General features: G+C 44.8%; 17 protein-coding genes. 8 read left to right on the top strand and 9 right to left on the bottom strand.

Translation table 11 applies throughout. The annotated features are described in order from the left end of the window. The first annotated feature begins 5 nt into the window (after window positions 1-5). The 3 genes from QUA10_RS10055 to QUA10_RS10045 all read left to right on the top strand — a co-directional run bounded on the left by QUA10_RS10055 (window position 6) and on the right by QUA10_RS10045 (window position 3133). The gene (locus QUA10_RS10055; RefSeq protein ID WP_333080132.1) at window positions 6-878 is read left to right on the top strand and encodes a phytanoyl-CoA dioxygenase family protein; all 873 of its coding nucleotides are present in this window, start codon (window positions 6-8) and stop codon (window positions 876-878) included. Between the two features lie 62 nt (window positions 879-940). Further along, window positions 941-1960: a GNAT family N-acetyltransferase gene (locus QUA10_RS10050; protein ID WP_333086234.1), complete on the top strand. Its 1020-nt coding sequence runs from the start codon at window positions 941-943 to the stop codon at window positions 1958-1960. 36 nt (window positions 1961-1996) lie between these two features. Then, a complete protein-coding gene (locus QUA10_RS10045; protein WP_333080136.1) occupies window positions 1997-3133 on the top strand; it encodes an aminotransferase class I/II-fold pyridoxal phosphate-dependent enzyme in 1137 nt (378 codons plus the stop codon). A gap of 130 nt (window positions 3134-3263) precedes the next feature. On the opposite strand, the gene QUA10_RS10040 is transcribed toward QUA10_RS10045, so the two are convergent. Beyond that, window positions 3264-4562: a HEAT repeat domain-containing protein gene (locus tag QUA10_RS10040; RefSeq protein ID WP_333080137.1), complete on the bottom strand. Its 1299-nt coding sequence runs from the start codon at window positions 4560-4562 to the stop codon at window positions 3264-3266. Between the two features lie 228 nt (window positions 4563-4790). Between QUA10_RS10040 and QUA10_RS10035 the strand changes: the two genes are divergently transcribed. Further along, the gene (locus QUA10_RS10035) at window positions 4791-5660 is read left to right on the top strand and encodes a lipid kinase (RefSeq protein WP_333080138.1); all 870 of its coding nucleotides are present in this window, start codon (window positions 4791-4793) and stop codon (window positions 5658-5660) included. 331 nt (window positions 5661-5991) lie between these two features. Here QUA10_RS10035 and QUA10_RS10030 read toward each other — a convergent pair whose 3' ends face one another. From QUA10_RS10030 to hemW, 4 genes are all read right to left on the bottom strand, one after another. After that, window positions 5992-7557: an FAD-dependent oxidoreductase gene (locus QUA10_RS10030; RefSeq protein ID WP_333080139.1), complete on the bottom strand. Its 1566-nt coding sequence runs from the start codon at window positions 7555-7557 to the stop codon at window positions 5992-5994. A 194-nt stretch (window positions 7558-7751) separates the two neighbouring features. After that, window positions 7752-8024 (bottom strand): DUF1830 domain-containing protein, encoded by a 273-nt coding sequence (locus tag QUA10_RS10025; RefSeq protein WP_333080140.1) that lies wholly within the window; start codon window positions 8022-8024, stop codon window positions 7752-7754. 155 nt (window positions 8025-8179) lie between these two features. Then, window positions 8180-8398 (bottom strand): hypothetical protein, encoded by a 219-nt coding sequence (locus QUA10_RS10020; protein WP_333080142.1) that lies wholly within the window; start codon window positions 8396-8398, stop codon window positions 8180-8182. A gap of 225 nt (window positions 8399-8623) precedes the next feature. After that, the gene (gene hemW, locus QUA10_RS10015) at window positions 8624-9967 is read right to left on the bottom strand and encodes a radical SAM family heme chaperone HemW (protein WP_333080143.1); all 1344 of its coding nucleotides are present in this window, start codon (window positions 9965-9967) and stop codon (window positions 8624-8626) included. 396 nt (window positions 9968-10363) lie between these two features. On the opposite strand from hemW, the gene QUA10_RS10010 reads away from it, so the two are divergent. Beyond that, entirely contained in the window at window positions 10364-11443 is a 1080-nt protein-coding gene (locus QUA10_RS10010) for a PIN/TRAM domain-containing protein (protein WP_333080144.1), read from the top strand. 334 nt (window positions 11444-11777) lie between these two features. Here QUA10_RS10010 and QUA10_RS10005 read toward each other — a convergent pair whose 3' ends face one another. Then, window positions 11778-12350 (bottom strand): Uma2 family endonuclease, encoded by a 573-nt coding sequence (locus tag QUA10_RS10005; RefSeq protein WP_333080145.1) that lies wholly within the window; start codon window positions 12348-12350, stop codon window positions 11778-11780. 632 nt (window positions 12351-12982) lie between these two features. Between QUA10_RS10005 and QUA10_RS10000 the strand changes: the two genes are divergently transcribed. Further along, a complete protein-coding gene (locus QUA10_RS10000; protein ID WP_333080146.1) occupies window positions 12983-14230 on the top strand; it encodes an MFS transporter in 1248 nt (415 codons plus the stop codon). A gap of 274 nt (window positions 14231-14504) precedes the next feature. Here the strand turns inward: QUA10_RS10000 and QUA10_RS09995 are convergent, their stop codons facing one another. Beyond that, window positions 14505-16715, bottom strand: a complete 2211-nt coding sequence (locus tag QUA10_RS09995; RefSeq protein WP_333080147.1) for a Tex family protein — start codon at window positions 16713-16715, stop codon at window positions 14505-14507. Window positions 16716-16876: 161 nt separating this feature from the next. Here QUA10_RS09995 and QUA10_RS09990 point away from each other — a divergent pair, with 161 nt between their 5' ends. After that, window positions 16877-17449 (top strand): Uma2 family endonuclease, encoded by a 573-nt coding sequence (locus tag QUA10_RS09990; RefSeq protein ID WP_445243548.1) that lies wholly within the window; start codon window positions 16877-16879, stop codon window positions 17447-17449. After that, window positions 17450-17653, top strand: coding sequence for a hypothetical protein (locus tag QUA10_RS29095; protein WP_445243547.1), 204 nt, complete (start codon window positions 17450-17452; stop codon window positions 17651-17653). A gap of 118 nt (window positions 17654-17771) precedes the next feature. Here QUA10_RS29095 and QUA10_RS09985 read toward each other — a convergent pair whose 3' ends face one another. After that, the gene (locus QUA10_RS09985; protein ID WP_333080150.1) at window positions 17772-18749 is read right to left on the bottom strand and encodes a class II fructose-bisphosphate aldolase; all 978 of its coding nucleotides are present in this window, start codon (window positions 18747-18749) and stop codon (window positions 17772-17774) included. 294 nt (window positions 18750-19043) lie between these two features. Then, window positions 19044-19778, bottom strand: a complete 735-nt coding sequence (locus QUA10_RS09980; protein ID WP_333080152.1) for a phosphoadenylyl-sulfate reductase — start codon at window positions 19776-19778, stop codon at window positions 19044-19046. Window positions 19779-20558: the final 780 nt, after the last annotated feature.

Raw genomic sequence — 20558 nt, 5'->3', positions numbered from 1 at the left:
CAAAAATGGAGACTTTAACCCAACATCTGACCCCCGAACAGATAGCTCTTTTACCCACAGAAGAAGATGTTGCTTTTTACGAAGAACACGGCTGGTACATCTCAAAAAAAGTTATCCCCGATGAAATGATAGAAGAGGGAATTCTTGGCTGCGAAAAGTTCTACCGGGGAGAACGAGATGCGGTACTTCCCCTCAGTGGCGGATACTGCAACTGGAAGCCAGAAGATGGGGACGTTACGCGCAATAACGAATTCATTTCCTTGCAAAGCAAGCTGCTGCGAAAATTTGCCCTTCAGCCAATTATTGGTGCGATCGCCGCACGACTCGCCAGAACCAAACAAATTCGCATTCTAGACGACCAAATCATCTGTAAACCACCCAAAAGCACCAAAACCACCATCGGCTGGCACGTCGATCGCGCTTACTGGTCTACCTGTACCTCCGATAACTTACTTACTGCTTGGATACCTTTCCAAGACTGCGATGAGTCTCTGGGACCGATCGCCGTTTTCGATGGTAGCAACAAGTGGCCTGGACTCGGAAATATGCGCTCCTTCAACAACCCAAACCTTGAAGAAATTGAAGATAAATTTCACCGAGAAGGACGAAAAGTCCTGAAATTGCCAATGATATTAAAGAAAGGTCAAATCAGCTTTCATCACTGTTGGACAATTCACGGCAGCTACCCTAACACCAGCAATGTCTTCCGGTTGGCAATGGCAATCCACCTACAGGACGAAGCCAACCAATATAGGTCTTTTTGGAACCAAAAAGGAGAAGAAGTTCACATTCCTAACGAACTTTTGTGCCGTAAATTGCCCAACGGCAATCCTGATTTCAGCGATCCGGAAATATTTCCCATTGTGTGGTCGGAGTAAGACAAATGAACGTTCAAATTATTGATTTATTAAACCCATTGTGGCGGGAAACCTTGCAAAAAGTGCGCCACGATACCTACCATTTGCCTGAGTATGTGTTGGCAGAAGCAAAAAGAACCAAGACAACTCCTGAAGCTTTTTTGATGGTTGATGGCGAAAAGATTTTTTTCCTGCCTTATTTGCTACGTCAATGCGATGATATACTGCCCACAAAATCAACCGCACAGGGAATTTTTGATGCGGTTTCGCCCTACGGGTATCCCGGAATTTTATTAAGTGAGGCAGCTGCTAGCACGCCTGGGTTTCCCGATTCGGCGATCGAAGAGTTGAAGCAGACATTCAGGAGCAAGAATATATGTTCCGCTTTTTTTCGGCTTCATCCTATCCTCAACGACAACATAAATCAAATACTTAGACCCGGTACTGTCACTGACAATGGCATCACGGTATCCGTTGATTTAAAACTTTCTGCTGCTCAAATTAAATCGCGTACTAGAAAAGGTCATAAAAGTACAATTAATAAGTGCAAACGATTGGGGTTGACGACAAGAATAGTCCCTTATTTAGAATATATCAATCAATTTATGGCAATTTATGAAGAGACTATGGGTCGCGTTGAAGCCAGTCAATCTTATTATTTTGGACGCAGTTATTTTGAAGATTTATCAAAATTAGGCGATGGCATTCATTTATGCCTTGTAGAAAAGGAAGATCAAATTGCCAGTGCTTGCTTGTTTCTGGAATGCGGTGGGATAGTTCAGGCTCACCTCGGTGGAAGCAAAACCGAGTTTTTGAGCGAGTCTCCTTTTAGTTTAGTATTTGATTACGGTAGATACTGGTCTCAAGAACGAGGCAATGAATTTTTTCACATGGGAGGTGGTGTGGGAGGATCAAATCAAGATAGTCTCTATATATTCAAGTCTGGGTTTTCTCAACAAAGGCATCTTTTTTTTACAATGCGTCTGATTACAGACGAAGAAAAATATCATCATCTGGTAGAATTGCGGGCAAGCGCTTTGGAGACGGATTCTGCAACACTGCTCAATTCAGGGTTTTTCCCTGCCTATCGTGCTTTACCATAACAGCAAGCTCGTAGTAAATAAGCCTGGTTAGAAGTAATGCTCAAACAAATTCTCCTTTCAACACCTCACATGGGTTCCCTCGAACAAGAGTTCGTCAAAGAAGCCTTTGATACCAACTGGATCGCCCCCGTCGGCCCCCATGTGGATGCTTTCGAGCAAGAATTCTGCGAGGTAGTTGGCGCTAAACACGCAGCGGCTGTTAGTTCCGGTACCGCGGCTTTGCATTTGGCTTTACAATTAATTGGTGTCGGTTCGGGAGATGAGGTTTTTTGCTCGACTCTGACTTTTATTGCAACTGCTAGCCCGATTACTTATCTTGGCGCAAAACCAGTTTTTATTGATAGCGATCGCACTTCTTGGAATCTCAACCCCGATTTGTTACGAGAAGCACTTGACAAACGAGCAAAAATTGGTAAATTACCCAAAGCTGTTGTAATCGTACACCTCTACGGTCAAAGTTGCGATATCGACCCAATTCTGGAAGCTTGCAATGCTTATGAAATTCCGCTAATAGAAGATGCGGCCGAATCTCTAGGGGCTAGCTACAAAAATAGATCGCCTGGAAGCTTTGGTAAAATCGGCATTTTCTCATTCAACGGCAATAAAATTATCACCACTTCCGGCGGCGGAATGTTAGTTTCCGATGACCAAAAACTGGTAGAAAAAGCTCGTTTTTTGGCAACACAAGCCCGTGACCCCGCTCCTCATTACCAACATTCAGAAATTGGCTACAATTATCGTCTCAGCAATGTTTTGGCGGGAATTGGTCGCGGTCAATTACGGGTTTTGGAGGAGCGAGTGGAAGCTAGACGGCGCAATTTTGACTTTTACAAACAAGCTTTAGGAAACTTGCCGGGAATTGAATTTATGCCGGAAGCTGCTTTTGGAAAAGCTACTCGCTGGCTGACTTGTTTGACGATCGATCCGGCCGCTTTCGGTGCAGATAGAGAACAAGTTCGCCTCGCACTTGCTCAAGAGAAAATAGAAGCGCGTCCGGTTTGGAAACCTTTACACTTACAACCAATATTTGCTGATTGCGAATGTATGGGCGGTGCCGTGTCTGAAGAGTTATTTGAGTACGGGCTTTGCTTGCCTTCTGGTTCTAATTTAACTGATGAAGATTTAGAGCGAGTGACAAGTGCGATCACCCAAATTCACAAAGAAAATCGATGATCTAGCCGAAGGAAGTTCGGTAACAGATTCTCTAACGGATGTAACGGAGGTCAGGAAGAAGAAAGATGCGATCGCTATTAGATACCCGACTTTTTCAAGAAGTTGGGGATTTGGGTATTCTATCTTTTGATTAATTTTCTTGCCATTCTTGCAGGGCGATCGCAATTCCTTGTTTCAATCTCGGTTCGAGATTGTCTTGTTTCACTAAGCTTTCTAATTGTTGCCTGGCCTTGGCAGCACCTAGCTGTTTGAGCGCTGCCATGCAGTGTAGCCTGACGCTGCTGTCTGCGTCGCCCAACATTGAAATCAGAGCATCTAGCCCTCTCATATCTCCTAATTTTCCTAAACCTAAAGCTAAAGATTTTTTGCTAACTGCCTCCTGCACGGCCGGATGATTTGTTGAAAACAAATCAATCATAATTTCAGCAGCAATAGCTTTTAATTCCGGCTTTTCTACTCGCCCTAAAACAGTAACTATCTCTTGATAAAGAGTAGAATTTATGTTAGGAAATTGCTCCCTTAATCTCTGATGTAAATAGGCTAAAGCGGTTGCAGTTTCCATCCAGCTTAGGGCGCGCACAGTTTCGATTTGCAATTCAACCGGAGTTGTCGGCGATCGCAACAATTCAAATAAAGCAGCCGCTGCAGCATCGGTTTTTACTCGCCCGATCGCGATCGCCGCTTGCTGACAAACTTCTAATCGGATGTCCGAAAGCAAAGGTTTGAGCAAGTTAACTAAATCGAATTCTGCATCTAAATAGGCGCGCACACCGAGAGCTCGCACGGCTTCTTTTCTGACTGCTGTCGCCGGATCTTTGAGTGCTGCTACCAGTATCGGCGGAATGCGGGAATCGTGAAAGCTGCTCAGGGCCTCTATTGCGTGCGCCCGCACCGCAACTTGAGAGTCTCCGACTACGCTCAACAGCGGTGGGATGGTTTCGGTGCGCCGAATTTGGGCGAGTGCTGCTGTGGCAAACTGTCGCGAGTCTTCTTGGAGTAGGAGAGTTGCGAGGGATTCTATGGCTGTCGGGCCGAAATTCCCTAGGGTTTCGGCGGCGATTTGGCTCAATTCTTCGTCGGAATTTTTGACCAATTCTACTAAAGCTTGAATCACTTCCGGGCGATCAAACTTTCCGAGAATGCGGGCGGCGAACCACCTGGGCTCGGTGTCAGCGTCTTCGTCTTCGAGTACGGCAATTAAAGGTGCGATCGCGCCATTTCCCAGATTGGGCAATACTTTAGCAATTTCCCAGCGGTCTTGAAAATCGCCCCATTCTAAGGCTTCTATTGCTAAACTGACAGCTTGCTCTAAAATGTGTTGTTCCTGCGGCTTGCCGGCTTTGGCTGTCACTTGCTGCAAGCATTCGACTAACCCCGGCCAGTTTTGGCGATCGGCAGCAACTTGGGCTTTTTGTAAAATATTATACATGATTTTAAATTAAGTTCGATCGAGAAGCGAGGTTTTTTGCTGCTAGGTCAGAGCGGGAGGGAACTACTTTGTACGAATCTTTTGCTACAATTATCCATTTTTTAACATTTTTGTCAATCCATCATAACTGGTAAAATGGAAGTAAAGCATTAATTTGATGTAGTTAAGGCATCAAGCTATACTTTTTGTAATTTAAAATACGCAATATTCCTAATTAAAAATTAACAAATGAAAAAAGCTCTACTTTTAGTAAACCAGCACTCCCGAAAAGGGCAAAAGCTATTATCTCAAGCCACTGTAGAATTAGAAACACTGGGTTTTGAGTTAATGGTAGAATCTACCGACCACGCCCACGAACTTTCCGACACTATTCGCCGCTACCAAAATAGAGTCGAATTAGTAATAATCGGCGGTGGCGACGGCACTCTCAACGCCGCCATAGAAGGTTTGATAGACACGAAGTTACCCTTGGGTATTTTGCCGATGGGAACAGCTAACGACCTAGCCCGCACTCTGGGGATTCCTACAGATTTATCAGCAGCTTGTCAAGTAATTGCCAGCGGTAAAGTTCGGCTAATAGACTTGGGTTGGGTTAACAGCAAATATTTTTTTAATGTTGCCAGTTTGGGACTAAGCGTGGAAATTACCCAGCGGCTGACTAAAGACGTAAAGCAGCGCTGGGGAGTGTTAGCTTATGCTTTTACTGCTTTGCAGACAATTTTTTCAGCGCGACCTTTCCGAGCACAAATTAAGGTAAAAAATCAATCTTTTAATGTTAAAACTATTCAAATTGCCATTGGCAACGGCCGCTACTACGGCGGTGGCATGACAGTTGCCGAGGATGCCACAATTGACGACAAGCGACTAGATTTGTACAGTTTGGAAATAAAAAAATGGTGGAAAATCATTGCTTTGCTGCCGGCTATGAGGCAAGGAAATCATACCAGTTGGCCTAACGTTCGCGCCTTGCACGCTCAAGAATTTGAGGTTAATACTAGCAAACGCCGTCCTATTAATACCGATGGTGAAATCACAACTCACACCCCTGCAAAATTCCGAGTGATTCCCGAAGCTTTAGCAGTTATAGCTCCTTCATAACTCACAACTAACATAATTATGTTGTGGAACAGGCATCTTGCCTGTTAATATGTTAGCCACGGGCAAGATGCCCGTGCCACAATTAATAAATTATCTTGTGTTGTGGAACAGGCATCTTGCCTGTTCATATATTAGCCACGGGCAAGATGCCCGTGCCACAGTTAATTAATCAATAAATTATCTTGTGTTGTGGAACAGGCATCTTGCCTGTTCATATGTTAGCCACTAGCAAAATGCCCGTGTCACAATCAATAAATTATCTTGTGTTGTGGAACAGGAATCTTGCCTGTTCATATATTAGCCACTAGCAAAATGCCCGGACCCCAATTAATTAATAATCGCCTCCAGCGCCATATTGCCACGCTTCAACTAATCGGTGAAAATAGTATTGCTGTTCCGGCGCTAAATTTTTCACCTGCGGTTCTACGGCTTTCGCCAAAGGCTGCAATCCCGTATAAATTCCTAAATTTATATAATGAACCATCCAATCGAGCAAATTAGCTATTCCTACCTGCGGGATAATTTTCAGAACTAATCCGGGATGGCTAATTGCTGTTTTAAACAGGGTTTGTGACAAAGCCGGAAACAGCACGATATCCTGAAGAAACGGTTTGAGGATCGGTTCTCCCAACTCTTCCATTACCTGAAATACGGCAGCCAAAAGTTGATTGATTTGATTAGGGTCTATTCTTTGATTCATCGCAGCACTCATCGAACGCTGAAACAACCAGGTAACTGATAGATTCGGCTGGTAGGGTTGCAAAAGTGCGAGGGAATTTTTGCTGAGACTGTCGCTTGTCAAAGCTTCCTCAATTCCTAGAGTCAAGCGTTTGAGGTGGCGCACCATTGCCCCGAAACCGCCAAAGCTGAGGGGAGATTGGCTGCCACTGCTGTCTCCGACTGGGAGTAGGCGATCCCAAGGCGTTTTTAGAGGACTTTGACGATAGCAGGGGAAAAATCCGTAAAGTGCTCTTTGGAATTTTAACTGTTCGAGTTCTACGTTTTGATATTGGGGAAGCAAGCGCAAATACTCTTCAAATAATGTTTCTAAACTGAATCTTTCTGTGTCGGCGTCTATGTAGGTAAATAAGTAGGTTGTGCGGCCGTCTCTGGCTGGAAATGCTTCCCAAAAATATTGGCACTGATTTTGCATTGGAGTGAAGGATGCAAATATATCCCCAGTGTCGTTTTTGGGGTATCCTTGAGCGCAACTACCGACTACTAAACATACGGCGTCGGGTTTTTTGCCTTGTCTTGCTTGGCGTACAATGGGCGAAAAATGTCCCATTGCGTCTAATAATAATCTGGTTTTAAATAAATTTGTAGCAGGTTGTGTATCGGTATTTGCAGATTCTACCAAGACTCCATCCGGGTGAATGGTTGCTGTTTTAAATGGTGTATTTTCAAATAGTTTTCCTCCAGCTTGGAGGAATCGCTGCTTGAGGGTTTCTAGGAGGTAAACTGGGTCGATTCCAATGTTGAGTACGTCGCGCACCCAGATGTCGGGGGTGTTGGCAAAGCTGATGCGGGCTGGGTTGTATTCGGTGGCGATCGCCTTTTCTATCTCTTCAACAGATAGCAAATTTAGTTCTAAGAATGCGTCTAATTCTTTGCGAGAAATGTTCCATTCTTGCTCGCGGCCTCGCAGGGTGCCGCGTTCGAGCAGGGCTACCCGCCAACCCCGCACGGCTAGGGCTGTACCGATTAATATTCCTAGGGTTCCGCCGCCGATAACTATGTCGAAGTCGAGGTTTTCGATGGGTTGTTGGCTGTGTTTGACTGCTTGGGGTGCTGGTGCGCTGTTTTGTTTGAGGTTTTCCCAGAGTCGATCGACCTTTCGCAGGCCTCCGAGGGCGTCTCCTGGCATTTGGGAGAGGATTTGTTCGGTGAGGGACATCAGGTTTTAGTATTAAACTGTGGTTAATTTTTTATAATTTAGCTTAGATTCACATTTGCGACAGTTTCAGGGCTGAGGCATCGGTGGCGAGAATCACGGAGTTTTTATCGTCATACAAATAATCATACAGAGAAACCCTGTTTCTGAAAAAAACCGGGTTTCTACCTCTCGTTGGTAAGTCTAAGGAATTATCTTCAATCAGCCGTGCTTAATTCTTCAACTCGCAGCCGATCGCACAAAATTCGCTCGCACAATATACCACCCGTATCCGCACTCCTGCAAACTTCTAATTGAGCTTCCGGCAACGCTTCAAACAAAAAACGCTCTCCCGGAAAAACCGTCCGCTCAAAATACCAATTAGGAATATTTGTAATACGAGCGATTTGCACTTTGCTAGTATTATTAAGATACCAACACAAAATGCGCGTATGACCTTCGGAAATTACCTGATTTAATGTCAAATTCATTTTTTTAACTTGTTTGTGCAATTGTGCGAACGATCGGCGACGAACCTAGACTTAATATAGCATATTACCAGTTAAAACACAATTTTTTATACATTTTTTTTAGATTTTTTGGGTTAATTAATAAATTGCGCCAGGGAAACATCAGCGCCTTCCATCTATTCCCAAGAAGGTGTAAAAGCCGGCAGTGCTAAAGTGCAAGATTTCCACCCTCCCCTAACAGGTGCGTTCAACAATTGACAGTGACCAACTGAACCTCTTGCCTGTTGGTAGTGACCGCAAAAATTACACTTGGAAGCAGCATTGCACCCGCGATCGCTAATTACAAGGCAGGGCTGGTTTTGGGTTTGGTTGCGCTCGATAGTTAAAGTGTTCATTAAATTACTTTTAAATGTTCAGTCTTAAGTATGACGGCTGGAGTCCCGTCGTGGCGTCTATCTCAAGGCTTAGTTCGCCTTTAAGTTTTGTGTAGGGATCGATAGAAAATATATTATTTTTGAGATGATCAAGCTAGGGAGCAATTAAATTTCCTTTCGATCGAATTGGCGGCCCCGGCTTTACTGCCATCGCGCTTGTCAGGGGGTATACTTCCTCAGACAGAGCTAATTATCTTCGCCTAAGTTGCTGAACAAATCGGCTAAAATTGTATTAGAAAATAAAAAACCTTCGGGATCGCTCAACCTCAAATTGCCCGACAGTGGCAGTTTCGCGCCCTCACCTAAATTTGACATCGCCCCATCCGCAGCGATAATTTCTACCCATCCTTGTCGCCAGTAGGGCTGCAAACAACGCCAAATTTTATCAACCGTTTGCTGAGTAAACTTTTCAGTCAGCGCCGACAGGCTAACTCCTTCTGCTAAACGCAAACCTAGCATCAGCGTTTCTAACAAAACGTCATTTTCTGAGACTTGAAAATTTTGCTCAATTGCTGAGTAAATATCTGGTTGGGTTCCCCCCCCAATTTGAGAAGTAGCAGGGGAATTGAGGCCAGAGATCGATCGCACCCACTGATAATATTCTTGAGTTTTGCGAGGTCTAGTCAACCTCCGGCCTTCCACGTAACTCGCCGCCCCCATTCCCAAACCGTAATAAGGGCGATTTTCCCAATAAACGCGGTTGTGGCGGCACTGATAGCCAGATCGAGCGTAATTAGAAATTTCGTAATGTTCGTATCCAGCCCCTGTCAGAATTTCCCTTGCTAAACGGTACATTTGAGCAGCGGTTTCATCTGCTGGTAGCGGCTGCGCGCCTGCTTCAAAGTAGCGCCCGAAAGCAGTTCCCTGCTCAACAATTAAGTCGTAACTCGACAGGTGAGTCGGGCTAATTTCCACCGCCGCTTTCAGGGAAGCTTCCCAGTTTTCTAAAGTTTGGTGTGGCAGTCCCGAAATTAGGTCTAAACTAAAATTGACAATACCAGCCGATCGCACTATTTCTACTGCTTCAAAAATATCAGCGACAGAGTGCGATCGCCCGCAAGCTTGCAGCAATTTATCTTGAAAAGCTTGCACTCCCAAACTAACTCGATTTACTCCCGCCGCTGCATATCCCCGCAACTGTTCTAAAGTAAACGTACCCGGATCTATTTCTATAGAAATTTCCGCCTCAGCAGCAATGCCAAATTTGCCGTCGAGATTCTCTAAAATATTGCTCAACTGACTCACAGAAAGCAGCGAAGGCGTGCCGCCACCAAAAAAAACTGTTTTCAGAGATGCGCCTAAATTTTTAGTTGCTTGAATTTCTTGACACAGTACAGCAACATATTGCACAATTGTGCCGGAATTCTCGCCATTTTTGCGATCGCCCACCACAAAAACCGGAAAATCGCAGTAGTAACAGCGGCGGCGACAAAAAGGTATGTGCAGGTAAGCCGAACTGGGAATGCCGGAATTTGTAGCTTGCACACTTTTTTTAAATTCAAATGTTAAATAATCTGTGGTAGGGTTCATTACATTTCAAGCCGAAAGCGCCACTTCAAATCTAAAGTTTTAATTAAACAATCATGAATAATTATGTATATTATGACATTTTATTCCAAAAAAAGCGTTGCGAACGATGGCGTCCCGCCCCGCAAGCTACGGCTCTTTTAATTTAACCTCGTACCAGTTTTAATCCACCAAAATTCTCGAACAGCCCGCAGGGCGGTCTATTCGCACCTCTTGCCTGCTTTGGGCCCGGCGTGGTAAATGCCGAGCGCCTCCCTGGCACATCCCCCAAAGGGTACAACCGCGAAATATAAGTTTATGAACATCCCGGAGTAAATAGGGCGATATCCCACCAAAGCATGAAAACAAGTATCAGCACTGCAAAGATATAATGTGAATAAATTCATTAACCTAGAACTAATGCTAGACGCAATCATAATAATCTCATTCATAATCGCAGGCGGAGGCATCGGCTATTACGGAGTCGAACTCCTGCCGAGCGAGCTGCTGGAGCAAGTTACAAATATACAAGGTTTAAGTTCTGTACTAGGTTCCTTTGGAGCATTAATCGGCTTCGTGATGGGATTAGTTGCTCAAACAACCTATCGGCGCTTGGAAAAACAAGTCCGCGATATGCCGGTGGAGATGCTGCTGACGCGGGCGATCGGCTTAATCATCGGACTGCTAGTAGCAAACTTAATGCTGGCTCCGCTGTTCCTCCTGCCAATTCCCCGCGAGTTCGGTTTCATCAAACCTTTAGTCGCAGTCTTGGGTAGCGTCATGTTTGGCTTCACAGGCGTCAGTTTGACCGACACCCACGGCCGCGCTTTCTTGCGACTGATCAACCCCAAAAGCTTTGACACGGTGTTGCTAACCGAAGGTACTTTCAAACCAGCAACTGCCAAAGTTGTCGATACTAGCTGCATTATTGACGGCAGAATTGAAAACTTGCTAGAAACAGGTTTCCTCGAAGGTCAAATTATCGTGCCGCAATTCGTGCTCCAAGAACTGCAACTGGTAGCTGATTCAGCCAACGATCAAAAGCGAGTGCGCGGACGCCGTGGCTTAGATGTACTCAACCGCATCAAAGAAACATATCCAGAACGGATTCAAATTCACTCGGCTGACTACGAAGATATTGCCACAGTCGATGCCAAATTAGTCCGCTTCGCCTTGGATATCGACGGCATTTTACTTACCAACGATTACAACTTATCGAAAGTAGCTACCGTCCAAAAACTGCCGGTTTTGAATATCAATGATTTGACTCATGCGGTGCGCCCGACTTATTTGCCGGGAGATACGATCGAACTAAAAATCCGCAAAGAAGGCAAAGAGCCCTCTCAGGGAATCGGTTACTTGGATGACGGCACAATGGTTGTCGTAGAAGCAGGCAGCAGCTATGTCGGTGGCGAAGCCAGAGTCGTAGTCACCAGCGCCCTGCAAACTAGCGCTGGCCGCATGATATTTGCCCGCCCTCAAGAGTCCGTTATTGTTTAAAACAGAGTAACAATGGCCAGGGCAATCAGAATCAAATATTGCGATCGTTGTTCCCAATCTGCCCCGACTCTCTACCGCGCCCGGTATGACGAGTCGGGGCAGTGGTTTTTTTTGTGTCTTAAATGTTGGGAATCGGTAAGTAAAAACAATCCTTTTTACTTCTACGGCGGCACTTGGAAAGCCACCAAGAAAAAATAGCAATTACCAGCTTCTTTTTCTTTTCTCTTCCTACCCTTCGGGAACGGCTTCGCCCAACGTGTCCTTAGCGTCTTCGCGGTTCAATCATCTCAATATCTAATTCCGAATTATTCCAGTGATTCTGGAGTAATAAAAATCAACCAATCTCGATCGCATCTTCATAAAATGTCTCGATTGCACAGCTAAAATTAACGCTAGCAAACTGAACTTCTTGTCCTTGAGTGTAAGGATAAAGCACCCACAAACCCTCTGCATTCCGGCGAAAACACTCTACACTAACTCTTTCTTGATTGATTAATACATACTCTTGCAAACTTTCAGAAGTGCGGTAATCAGCAAATTTATCGCCTCTGTCAAAAGCCGCTGTTGTCGGCGATAAAACTTCCACAATTAAGCGCGGGTAGCGAATAAAATCTTCAGCAGCATTTCTGTCCAGTTCATCACAACTAACCGCTACATCGGGATAGTAATAGAAATTTGATGCCTCAATCAGAACTTTCATATCTGCCATATAAGTTATGCAGCCACTCCCCCGAAGATGATTTCTCAACAGTGCAAACGCATTTCCCGAAATGATGACATGAGCTTTGCTTGCCCCTGCCATTGCATAGATTTCACCTTGCCTGTACTCGTGTTTGATCGGACTGACTTTCTCGGCTGCTAAATAATCTTTAGGAGAGACGTAGGTGTCGCTTTTACTTGCAACCATATAATTTTAAGGTTGGTGAGGATTACACAATTATAGCCCAATACGCTTGGGTGAGCGCTTTCAGACGAATTTAATTCCACGCATTTATGAGAGTTCCAGACTTGTGAAAGGAAATCAGATTATTCTTATCTGAACTGTATTGTTTAATGTGTAGGTTTTCTCGCCACACATTCGATTCATGGGCAAATTGAATGCGATCGCAGAGCCATCAAACAAACAACTTTGTGGGATTAAAAGATTTCTGTCAATGCGTAAGTCCTAAGCTGTTCTACATTTAAACTGTGTGTCAAAAATCAATAAAACTCCTGTGGGACGGGCTTCTAGCCTGTCCAGAATTTCCAATTTGAATGCGTAAATCCTAGCTTTGTTGATAGCCTCAACTAATAAGTCTTATAAAAAATTCTGTATCTAAATATACATTTTTTGTATAAATCATGACATTTATCAAGTTATCCTGACATTCAGGGCTAGATTCCACACCTTACCTACAAAATTTGTAACCTCCAGAGTTGAGAAGGTATTCCAAGCTTTCACCACTCCATCGCCCTTGGTTGTTGGCGTTGGGACTCCAGCTAAGTTCTCAGATTTTAGTCGTCTGTGAAATGTGATATGAGTTGAAATCTCTTAAATCCATGCCGAAACTCAAAGAATCTTTTAATCACCCTCATACCGAACCAGCCGATGCCACGATTCGCCTAAAGCAGCATAAAGACCTGTTTTCCTGGCTTTCGATCGCTGCGGGGCTAATTTTTCTACAGGGGTACATGATTGCTCCCCTGATTCCACGTTTGGCTGAAGTTTTTAATGTTCCGGTTCAGGAAATCGGCTTTATCGTTCCAGCCTATATGCTGTCCTATGCACTGATGGCATTATTCTTCGGCCTCCTGTCTGATCGCTTTGGTCGATGGTCTATTATTCGCATCTCGCTTGCTCTTTTTGTCATTTTCACGGCTTTAACTGCCACTGCTCAAAATGCTTCGCAGATGGCAACCTGGCGGCTATTAACCGGGATTGGAGCCAGTGGTGTGATTCCCCTTACCTTCGCCTTAATTGGCGATTTATTCCCGTTTGATCAGCGAGGTGCCAAGCTAGGATTGGTGTTTGCAGCAATGGAAGGGGGGATGGCAGCAGGCTCTGCGGGGGGAGCGATTCTTGAGCCATTTGTAGGTTGGCGATCGCTCTTTCTAGGTACTGCTGTGCTTGCTGCTGTTGTGCTTTGGCGACTTCATCCTTACGGCTCTTTATTTGATACACCAAAAGTCACCAAATTACCGCCTATTCGCCAAATCTTTAGGGGATACAGCCAGATATTAGCCACCTTTCGGGGGCAGCGTACATATGCTTATGTTCTGTGGAATGGTATCTACCACTCTGGGGTATATACATGGCTAGGGTTGTATTTATCGCAACGGTACAACATGGATGCGTTGAGCATTGGGTTAAACATTCTTGGGTACGGCATTCCCGGTTTATTGCTGAGTTCTTTCATTGGTCAAGCTGTTGATCGGTGGGGACGGCGTTGGCTCGTTCCAGCAGGGTTGGTAATGGCTGCTGTGGCTGGAATTGCAATGATTTTTGAGATTCCGCCAATGGGAACGACGATCGCAGTTCTTATTTTGTCTTTAGGGTATGACCTGACTCAACCGTTGTTTGTCGGAATTGTGACGGATCTCGGAGATGACAACAATTTGGGGCAAACGATGGGACTGAAGGTATTTACTCTCTTTACTGGATTTGGTGTAGGCAGTTTCATATTTGGAGAGCTACTGCGCTTTGGATTTGGGCCTTCTCTCGCTATCTTTGGTGGCATTCAGTTGATAACTGGTTTGATTGCAGTCCCACTATTCTGGCAGGAAGTCCCCTCTCGATTACGGGGTTAGCGACTGTTGCCCAAACCAATGTTGCATACATTAATACTGCTCAAATCATTGCGCTCACTGGTGGTGAGGACGCTCTTGATACTGTTCTGTTGTAGAGCATCTATAGAGCAATACGCTTGGGTTAGCGCTTTCAGACGAATTTCATTCCACGCATTTATGAGAGTTCCAGACTTGTGAAACGAAATCAGATTATTCTTATCCCAAGCGTATTGTATTATAGCCGTAGCTTGCGGGGCGGGACGCCATCGCCCTTTTTCACCTTTCCCCCAAACTTTTAACGTCGGCGCGGGGCCGGAAGCCTCGCACTATTGCCATTTTGCGGTTGCGGTTTTTCTTGTAGCTTCATCGTCAAACTAACCCGCTTTAACTTCTCATTCACCTCCAAAACCCGCACTTTAACAACTTGTCCGACTTTGACAATCTGTTTGGGATCATCTACGAAGCGATCGGCTAATTGAGAAACGTGAACCAAACCATCTTGGTGCACTCCCACATCAACAAAGGCTCCAAAGTTAGCTACATTCGTGATTATGCCTTCCAATTCCATCCCAACTTGCAAGTCGGAGATTTCTTTAATTCCTGCTTGGAAAGTGGCATATTTAAACTCGGCACGCGGGTCTCTTCCCGGTTTTTCTAGTTCGGAAATAATGTCTCGGAGTGTCGGTTCACCGACTTTTTCTGTGACATATTTCTTGATGTTTACAGTCTTGATTTTTTCCGATATTTGTGTTATTCCTGTCAGCGGCAAGTCTAAATCCTTGGCGATCGCCTGCACGACAGGATAACTTTCGGGATGAACCGCGGTATTGTCCAGGGGGTTTTCGCCGCCGCGAATGCGGAGAAATCCGGCTGCTTGTTCAAAAGCTTTTGGGCCAAGTTTGGGAACTTTCAGCAGTTGGCGGCGATTTTTAAAAGCGCCATTTTCGTTGCGGTAATTAACGATATTTTTGGCAACTGTTGCCGTCATTCCTGATACAAATGTCAGCAGTTCTTTCGAGGCTGTGTTTAAGTCTACTCCGACATAATTAACGCAGCTTTCGACTGTTTCGTCGAGTTTCTTTTTGAGCAATTTTTGGTCAACATCGTGCTGGTATTGACCGACTCCTATTGATTTTGGGTCGATTTTCACGAGTTCTGCGAGGGGGTCTTGCAAGCGCCGTCCGATGCTGACTGCGCCACGAACGGTGATGTCGAGATCTGGAAATTCGGCGATCGCCACTTCGCTTGCTGAATAAATCGATGCACCGGATTCATTCACCATGACTTTAATCGGTTTCCTGTCCATTTCTGCCAAAACTTCCGAAACAAATTCGTCTGTTTCGCGGGAAGCTGTACCGTTGCCGATCGCGATTAATTCAATTTTATATTTTTCAATTAAATGCTTGACAATTTTACCAGCTTGCTGTCTCTGAGCGGCCGCTTGGTGGGGGAAAATGGCTTGATATTCTAAAAATTGCCCGGTTTCATCGAGGGCGGAAACTTTGCAGCCCGTGCGAAATCCCGGATCGATCGCCAAGGTGGGTTTCATTCCCGCCGGCGCCGACAGCAGCAACTCGCGCAGGTTGGTTTCAAAAGTGGCGATGGACTCGATATCAGCGACGGCTTTGTTGTGCGATCGTACTTCTGTAATTAACGAAGTCTTCATCAGTCGGTTGAAGGCATCCTTCAAGGTCGATCGATAAAACTCTTTAACTTCCGGTATCCTAGTTCTAATTTCCTGAGCTTCCAAATAAGCCATCACTGCGGATTCATCAAAAGCCAGTTCCAAATCTAAAACCCCTTCCGTTTCCCCCCGAAACAGCGCTAACATATTGTGCGATTGAACGCTTCTGGCTGCAACTTGGTAATTGCGGTACATTTCAAATTTAGTGCTTCCTTCCGGGAAATCATCTTTAATTTTCGAGACAAAAACTCCTGTTTTCATCAAAAACTCTCGCAAATAAGCCCGCAATTCTGCTTTTTCCGAAACCGCTTCCGCCAAAATATCCGCAGCACCTTTGAGAGCTTCTTCTGCTGTTTTTACTCCCTTTTCTTCCGAAATGTATTTAGCTGCTTCCGCCTCAAAATCGGCTGGTTTAGCCGTTGGCAAGTTCAGAGATTTGATAAAATTCGCCAGCGGTTCCAAACCTTTTTCCCTAGCAATTGTCGCTCGCGTCCGCCGCTTTGGTTTGTAAGGCAGATAAAGGTCTTCTAGTTCGTTTTTTTGCAAACACGATTCGATTTTTGCTTGCAGTTCTTCAGTGAGTTTTCCCTGAGAGCTAATCGTATCTAGAATCGACTTTTTGCGCTCTTCAATTTCCGTCAGATAGGTGAAGCGATCGGAGATATCCCGCAACTGAATTTCATTCAGCAAATCCGTGCGTTCTTTGCGGTAGCGGGCAATAAACGGAATTGTTGCTCCCTCTGCGAAAAGTTCCAGAGCATTATTGACTTGAGACAGATTAATGGAAAGTTCTTGAGCAATCAGTTGAGGAATGTCGATCATAGTGCAGAATTTCGGATCGGTCGCTTGAGATTTAAGAGGTGAGATTGACTTCACGGAAGAGAGGAAGAAAAGTGTGAAATAAACGTTTTACAGGGTGTTGGCGCTCGTCCTGCAAGTATTAAAATGATGTTAGCATAAATGCAGTCATTTCTCAATATTATATGTTTCCTTTTAAATATCCTGTGCCGCAAACCGATCCGCCGCGATCGCCCAGAGAAACGCTGCCGACGATGTACGATTTACCCAGCGAAGACCCGGAGGAACCTGGTTTGCCTGACGAATTTCACGATTTGCAGCCGCAGTTGTTGAGCCTGACGTTTCGGCCTCGGAATTATGCAGCTTCTGAGATATTTAGCGGCACCGACATGAACCTTTATTATGACGTGCATCACACTCTGTGGCACAAGCGGCCGGATTGGTTTGGAGTTGTGGGAGTTCCCCGACTTTACGATCAGTCCGAACTGCGGATGAGTTACGTTACTTGGCAGGAAGGCGTGAATCCTTTTGTAATTGTAGAACTGCTTTCGCCGGGAACGGAAAAAGAAGATTTAGGCGACAATACCGATGAGGAAAAGTTGCCACCTCAGTCGGGAAACACTGCGGGTAACGGGCAAGTTTTGGAGGCCGAGACGAAGGAGGAACTGCCTAGAAAATGGGAGGTTTACGAGCAGATTTTGCGGGTTCCTATTTATGCCGTTTTCAGTCGGTATACTAACAGGTTGCGAGTGTTTTAATTGAAGGGCGGACACTATCAAGAATTAGAATTGCCAGAGTCGCGAGTGTGGATTGCTGACCTAAGTTTGGGCTTGGGTTTGTGGCAAGGGGAGTTTCAGGGAATTGATCGACTGTGGTTGCGCTGGTATGATGTTGATGATAATTGGATTCTCACTGAAGCGGAACAGAAACGGCAGCGGGCTGAGTCAGCGGAAGCTCAATAGCAGTCTTTAATTCGGCGGCTGCGGGAATCTGGCATCGATCCTGATAAATTTTTAAACGGTTAAAGAGGACTAAAGTCCTGACTAAAAACTGGTTCGCCGTCAGGACGTTAGTTTTTTTTTACTTCAACATAAGACTGAAGGCCTCACTATACGCAGGCTTTAACATTTGATCAAAACTTGATTGGTTGCGGCTTATTTGTTTGTTGCTCGTACTCTTGGCAGTCAAGTCATCCGCGTAGGGAGATTGATGCAAATAAGCTTTACCGACAGAACCGAAAAGTTGCAGTTTGTCAGAAATGACCGATTGCATGGCATCGATAGCTTTTTCCATTATTTCCAACAAATCCGGATGTGGCTCAGAAATGTTAGTTTTTAATACGTCCATATAAGCTTCGCGAACTTCCGTATTCACATTAAATTTAGATACTCCGAATTTAATACATTGATGAATCATTGAGTTCGGCAAACCGCTCGCCCCGTGCATCACTAACGGCACTGAAACAGCAGCCCGGATTTTTGCCAGACGCGAAAAATCGAGTTTGGGTTGGCTTAAATATTTGCCGTGAACGTTACCAATTGTTACGGCTAAAAAATCTACCTTAGTTTCTTTGATAAACTCTACTGCTGCTAGTGGATCGGTCATCCTTGCAGCTTTCTCATCTATTGTCAAACCTTCTTCCCTGCCACTAATTCTGCCGATTTCTGCTTCAACTGCCGCACCGTTAGCGTGGGATAATTTAGCCATTTCCCGGGTAAATATTAAGTTTTGTTCGTAGGGCAAAGGAGAACCGTCTGCCATAATTGATTTAATGCCGGCGGCTAGACCGATGTGAATGTCTTTTTCTGAGGTGCCGTGATCTAAGTGTACTGCGATCGGTACTAAAGATGTGCGGGCAGCTTTGATGCACAGCGCGACTAAAGGCGACTTTCCGTATAGGAGGGCGCTGGGGTGAATTTGCAGTATCGCAGGACTGTCCAGCGCTTCGGCGGCATTGATGACGGCTTTTACTCCTTCGAGGTTGTAGACGTTAAAAGCGCCGATCGCATAAGCCTTTCTCCGGGCCGTGTTCAGCAATTCGCGAGTTGAGACAAGCATAATAGTACCTGCTTTAAAAACTTTTCTGAATGTTGATCATTCTATCAAAGTTCAAGGGCAAGCTCAGCGTAATTTCTGTTTATTTTAATTGCGAATTCTTCCGCTACTATTTATTCTGACTGTCGATCATTTTATCAAAGTTCAAGGGCAAGCTCAGCGTAATTTCTGTTTATTTTAATTGCGAATTCTTCCGCTACTATTTATGTTGTGAAGTGCATTTATTCTTGGGTAGGGTGCGCTAGGCGCACCAAACAAATAGTAGGGTGCGCTAGGTGCACCCTACTAAGTGATTTACTATTTTTGGGCGTTACCAGCGTGCAAACCGCACTCTTTTACGGTCGCTTCTTCCCACCACCAGCGACCTTCGCGTTCGTGTTGGTTCGGCAATACCGGCTTTGTACAAGGTTCGCAACCAATACTTACAAAACCGCGTTCGTGCAACTTGTTGTAAGGCACATCCAAAGCGCGAATGTATTCCCAAACCTCTGCCGAAGACCAGTTTGCTAAGGGGTTGAATTTAATTAATTCATGGTCAGGAGTTGAGAATGCAGTGTCAACTTCAATAACCGGAATACCGTTGCGGGTACTGGGACTTTGGTCTTTCCGCTGACCGGTAATCCAAGCATCAAGAGTATTCAATTTGCGGCGCAGCGGCTTGACTTTCCGCACGCCACAGCATTCTTTGTGACCGTCTTGATAAAAACTAAACAATCCCTTTTCTTCTACTAGGGCTTGTACTTCGGCTGCATCGGGAAACATTACTTCTAATTTAATGCCGTAATGTTTTCTGACTTGATCCAAAAACTGATAAGTTTCCGAGTGCAATCGTCCGGTGTCTAGGGTGAAAACGCGGAAATTCTTGGTAATTTTTGAGGCAATATCGATCAGAACTACATCTTCAGCCCCGCTGAAAGAAATGGAGATATTGTCAAAATTTTCAAGGGCAAATTTGAGAATGTCTCGCGGTGTTTTTTGACTGTATTCTGCTTCTAGGGCGGCAATGTTGAGATTTCTTTGGATGGCAACCATATTTTCGGGTTTTCGGTGTTCTTTTCCTCTAGCCCTTTATTATAGCCGATCGCCGTCTCTCCCTCGCCGACTAATTTGACAATCAAGCAATGTCGTCTGGGGCCTCCGGATTCATCCGTGAAGCGAGGAAAAAGCTCCGACTGCTCATCACCCGCCCCCGGATTTATCAGTGCGAGCACTTTCTTCAATTCTAAAATCTAAAATCTAAAATCTAAAATCGATTGACCGCATCTTCCAGCAGTCTTTTCGGCGGGGTTCACAATCAAGCTCAAGGATTGGTATCGCCTGCTGGCAGTAGTTTTGGTGAACTCAACACTCCTCTACTGGGTAAAATGGGACTATCGCGCGGTCAATTTATTTTGCCCCCGAATTATAAATTACAGACAATAAAATTCTTTAAATGTCATTGTTACCCTCCTAAAATTAAGCTTGTATTATTAATTACAAAATAGCGCTAGCTCAGAAATATAGCGCTGTATATTAAGTGAACAAAGTTTTTCTCAATACCATAATTTACCCCGCCATAGCTACTTTTAAGTGACTGTTATTGACGCCAATTAAATCCATTAACTAGCATTATTTAGGCAATGAAATTAACTAGATAGTTGGGAACAAATTTCAAAAATATACGTAGAAAATATCGCTTTAGTACCCCAAGCGCTCCTTCTACTAAGAGCTGTTGGTTTCAACACAGCGAATCACCAAAAATCAATGACTAATTGCCGATTAATTTATTCAGAGCGATTCCGTTAGCAAAGTAAATTTTTATCGCTTTTTATC

The sequence above is a fragment of the Microcoleus sp. Pol8_D6 genome (assembly GCF_036700965.1).
Lineage (GTDB): Bacteria > Cyanobacteriota > Cyanobacteriia > Cyanobacteriales > Microcoleaceae > Microcoleus.
Note: the sequence above shows the minus strand (reverse complement) of the source record. Positions and strands in the feature narration are given on the sequence as shown.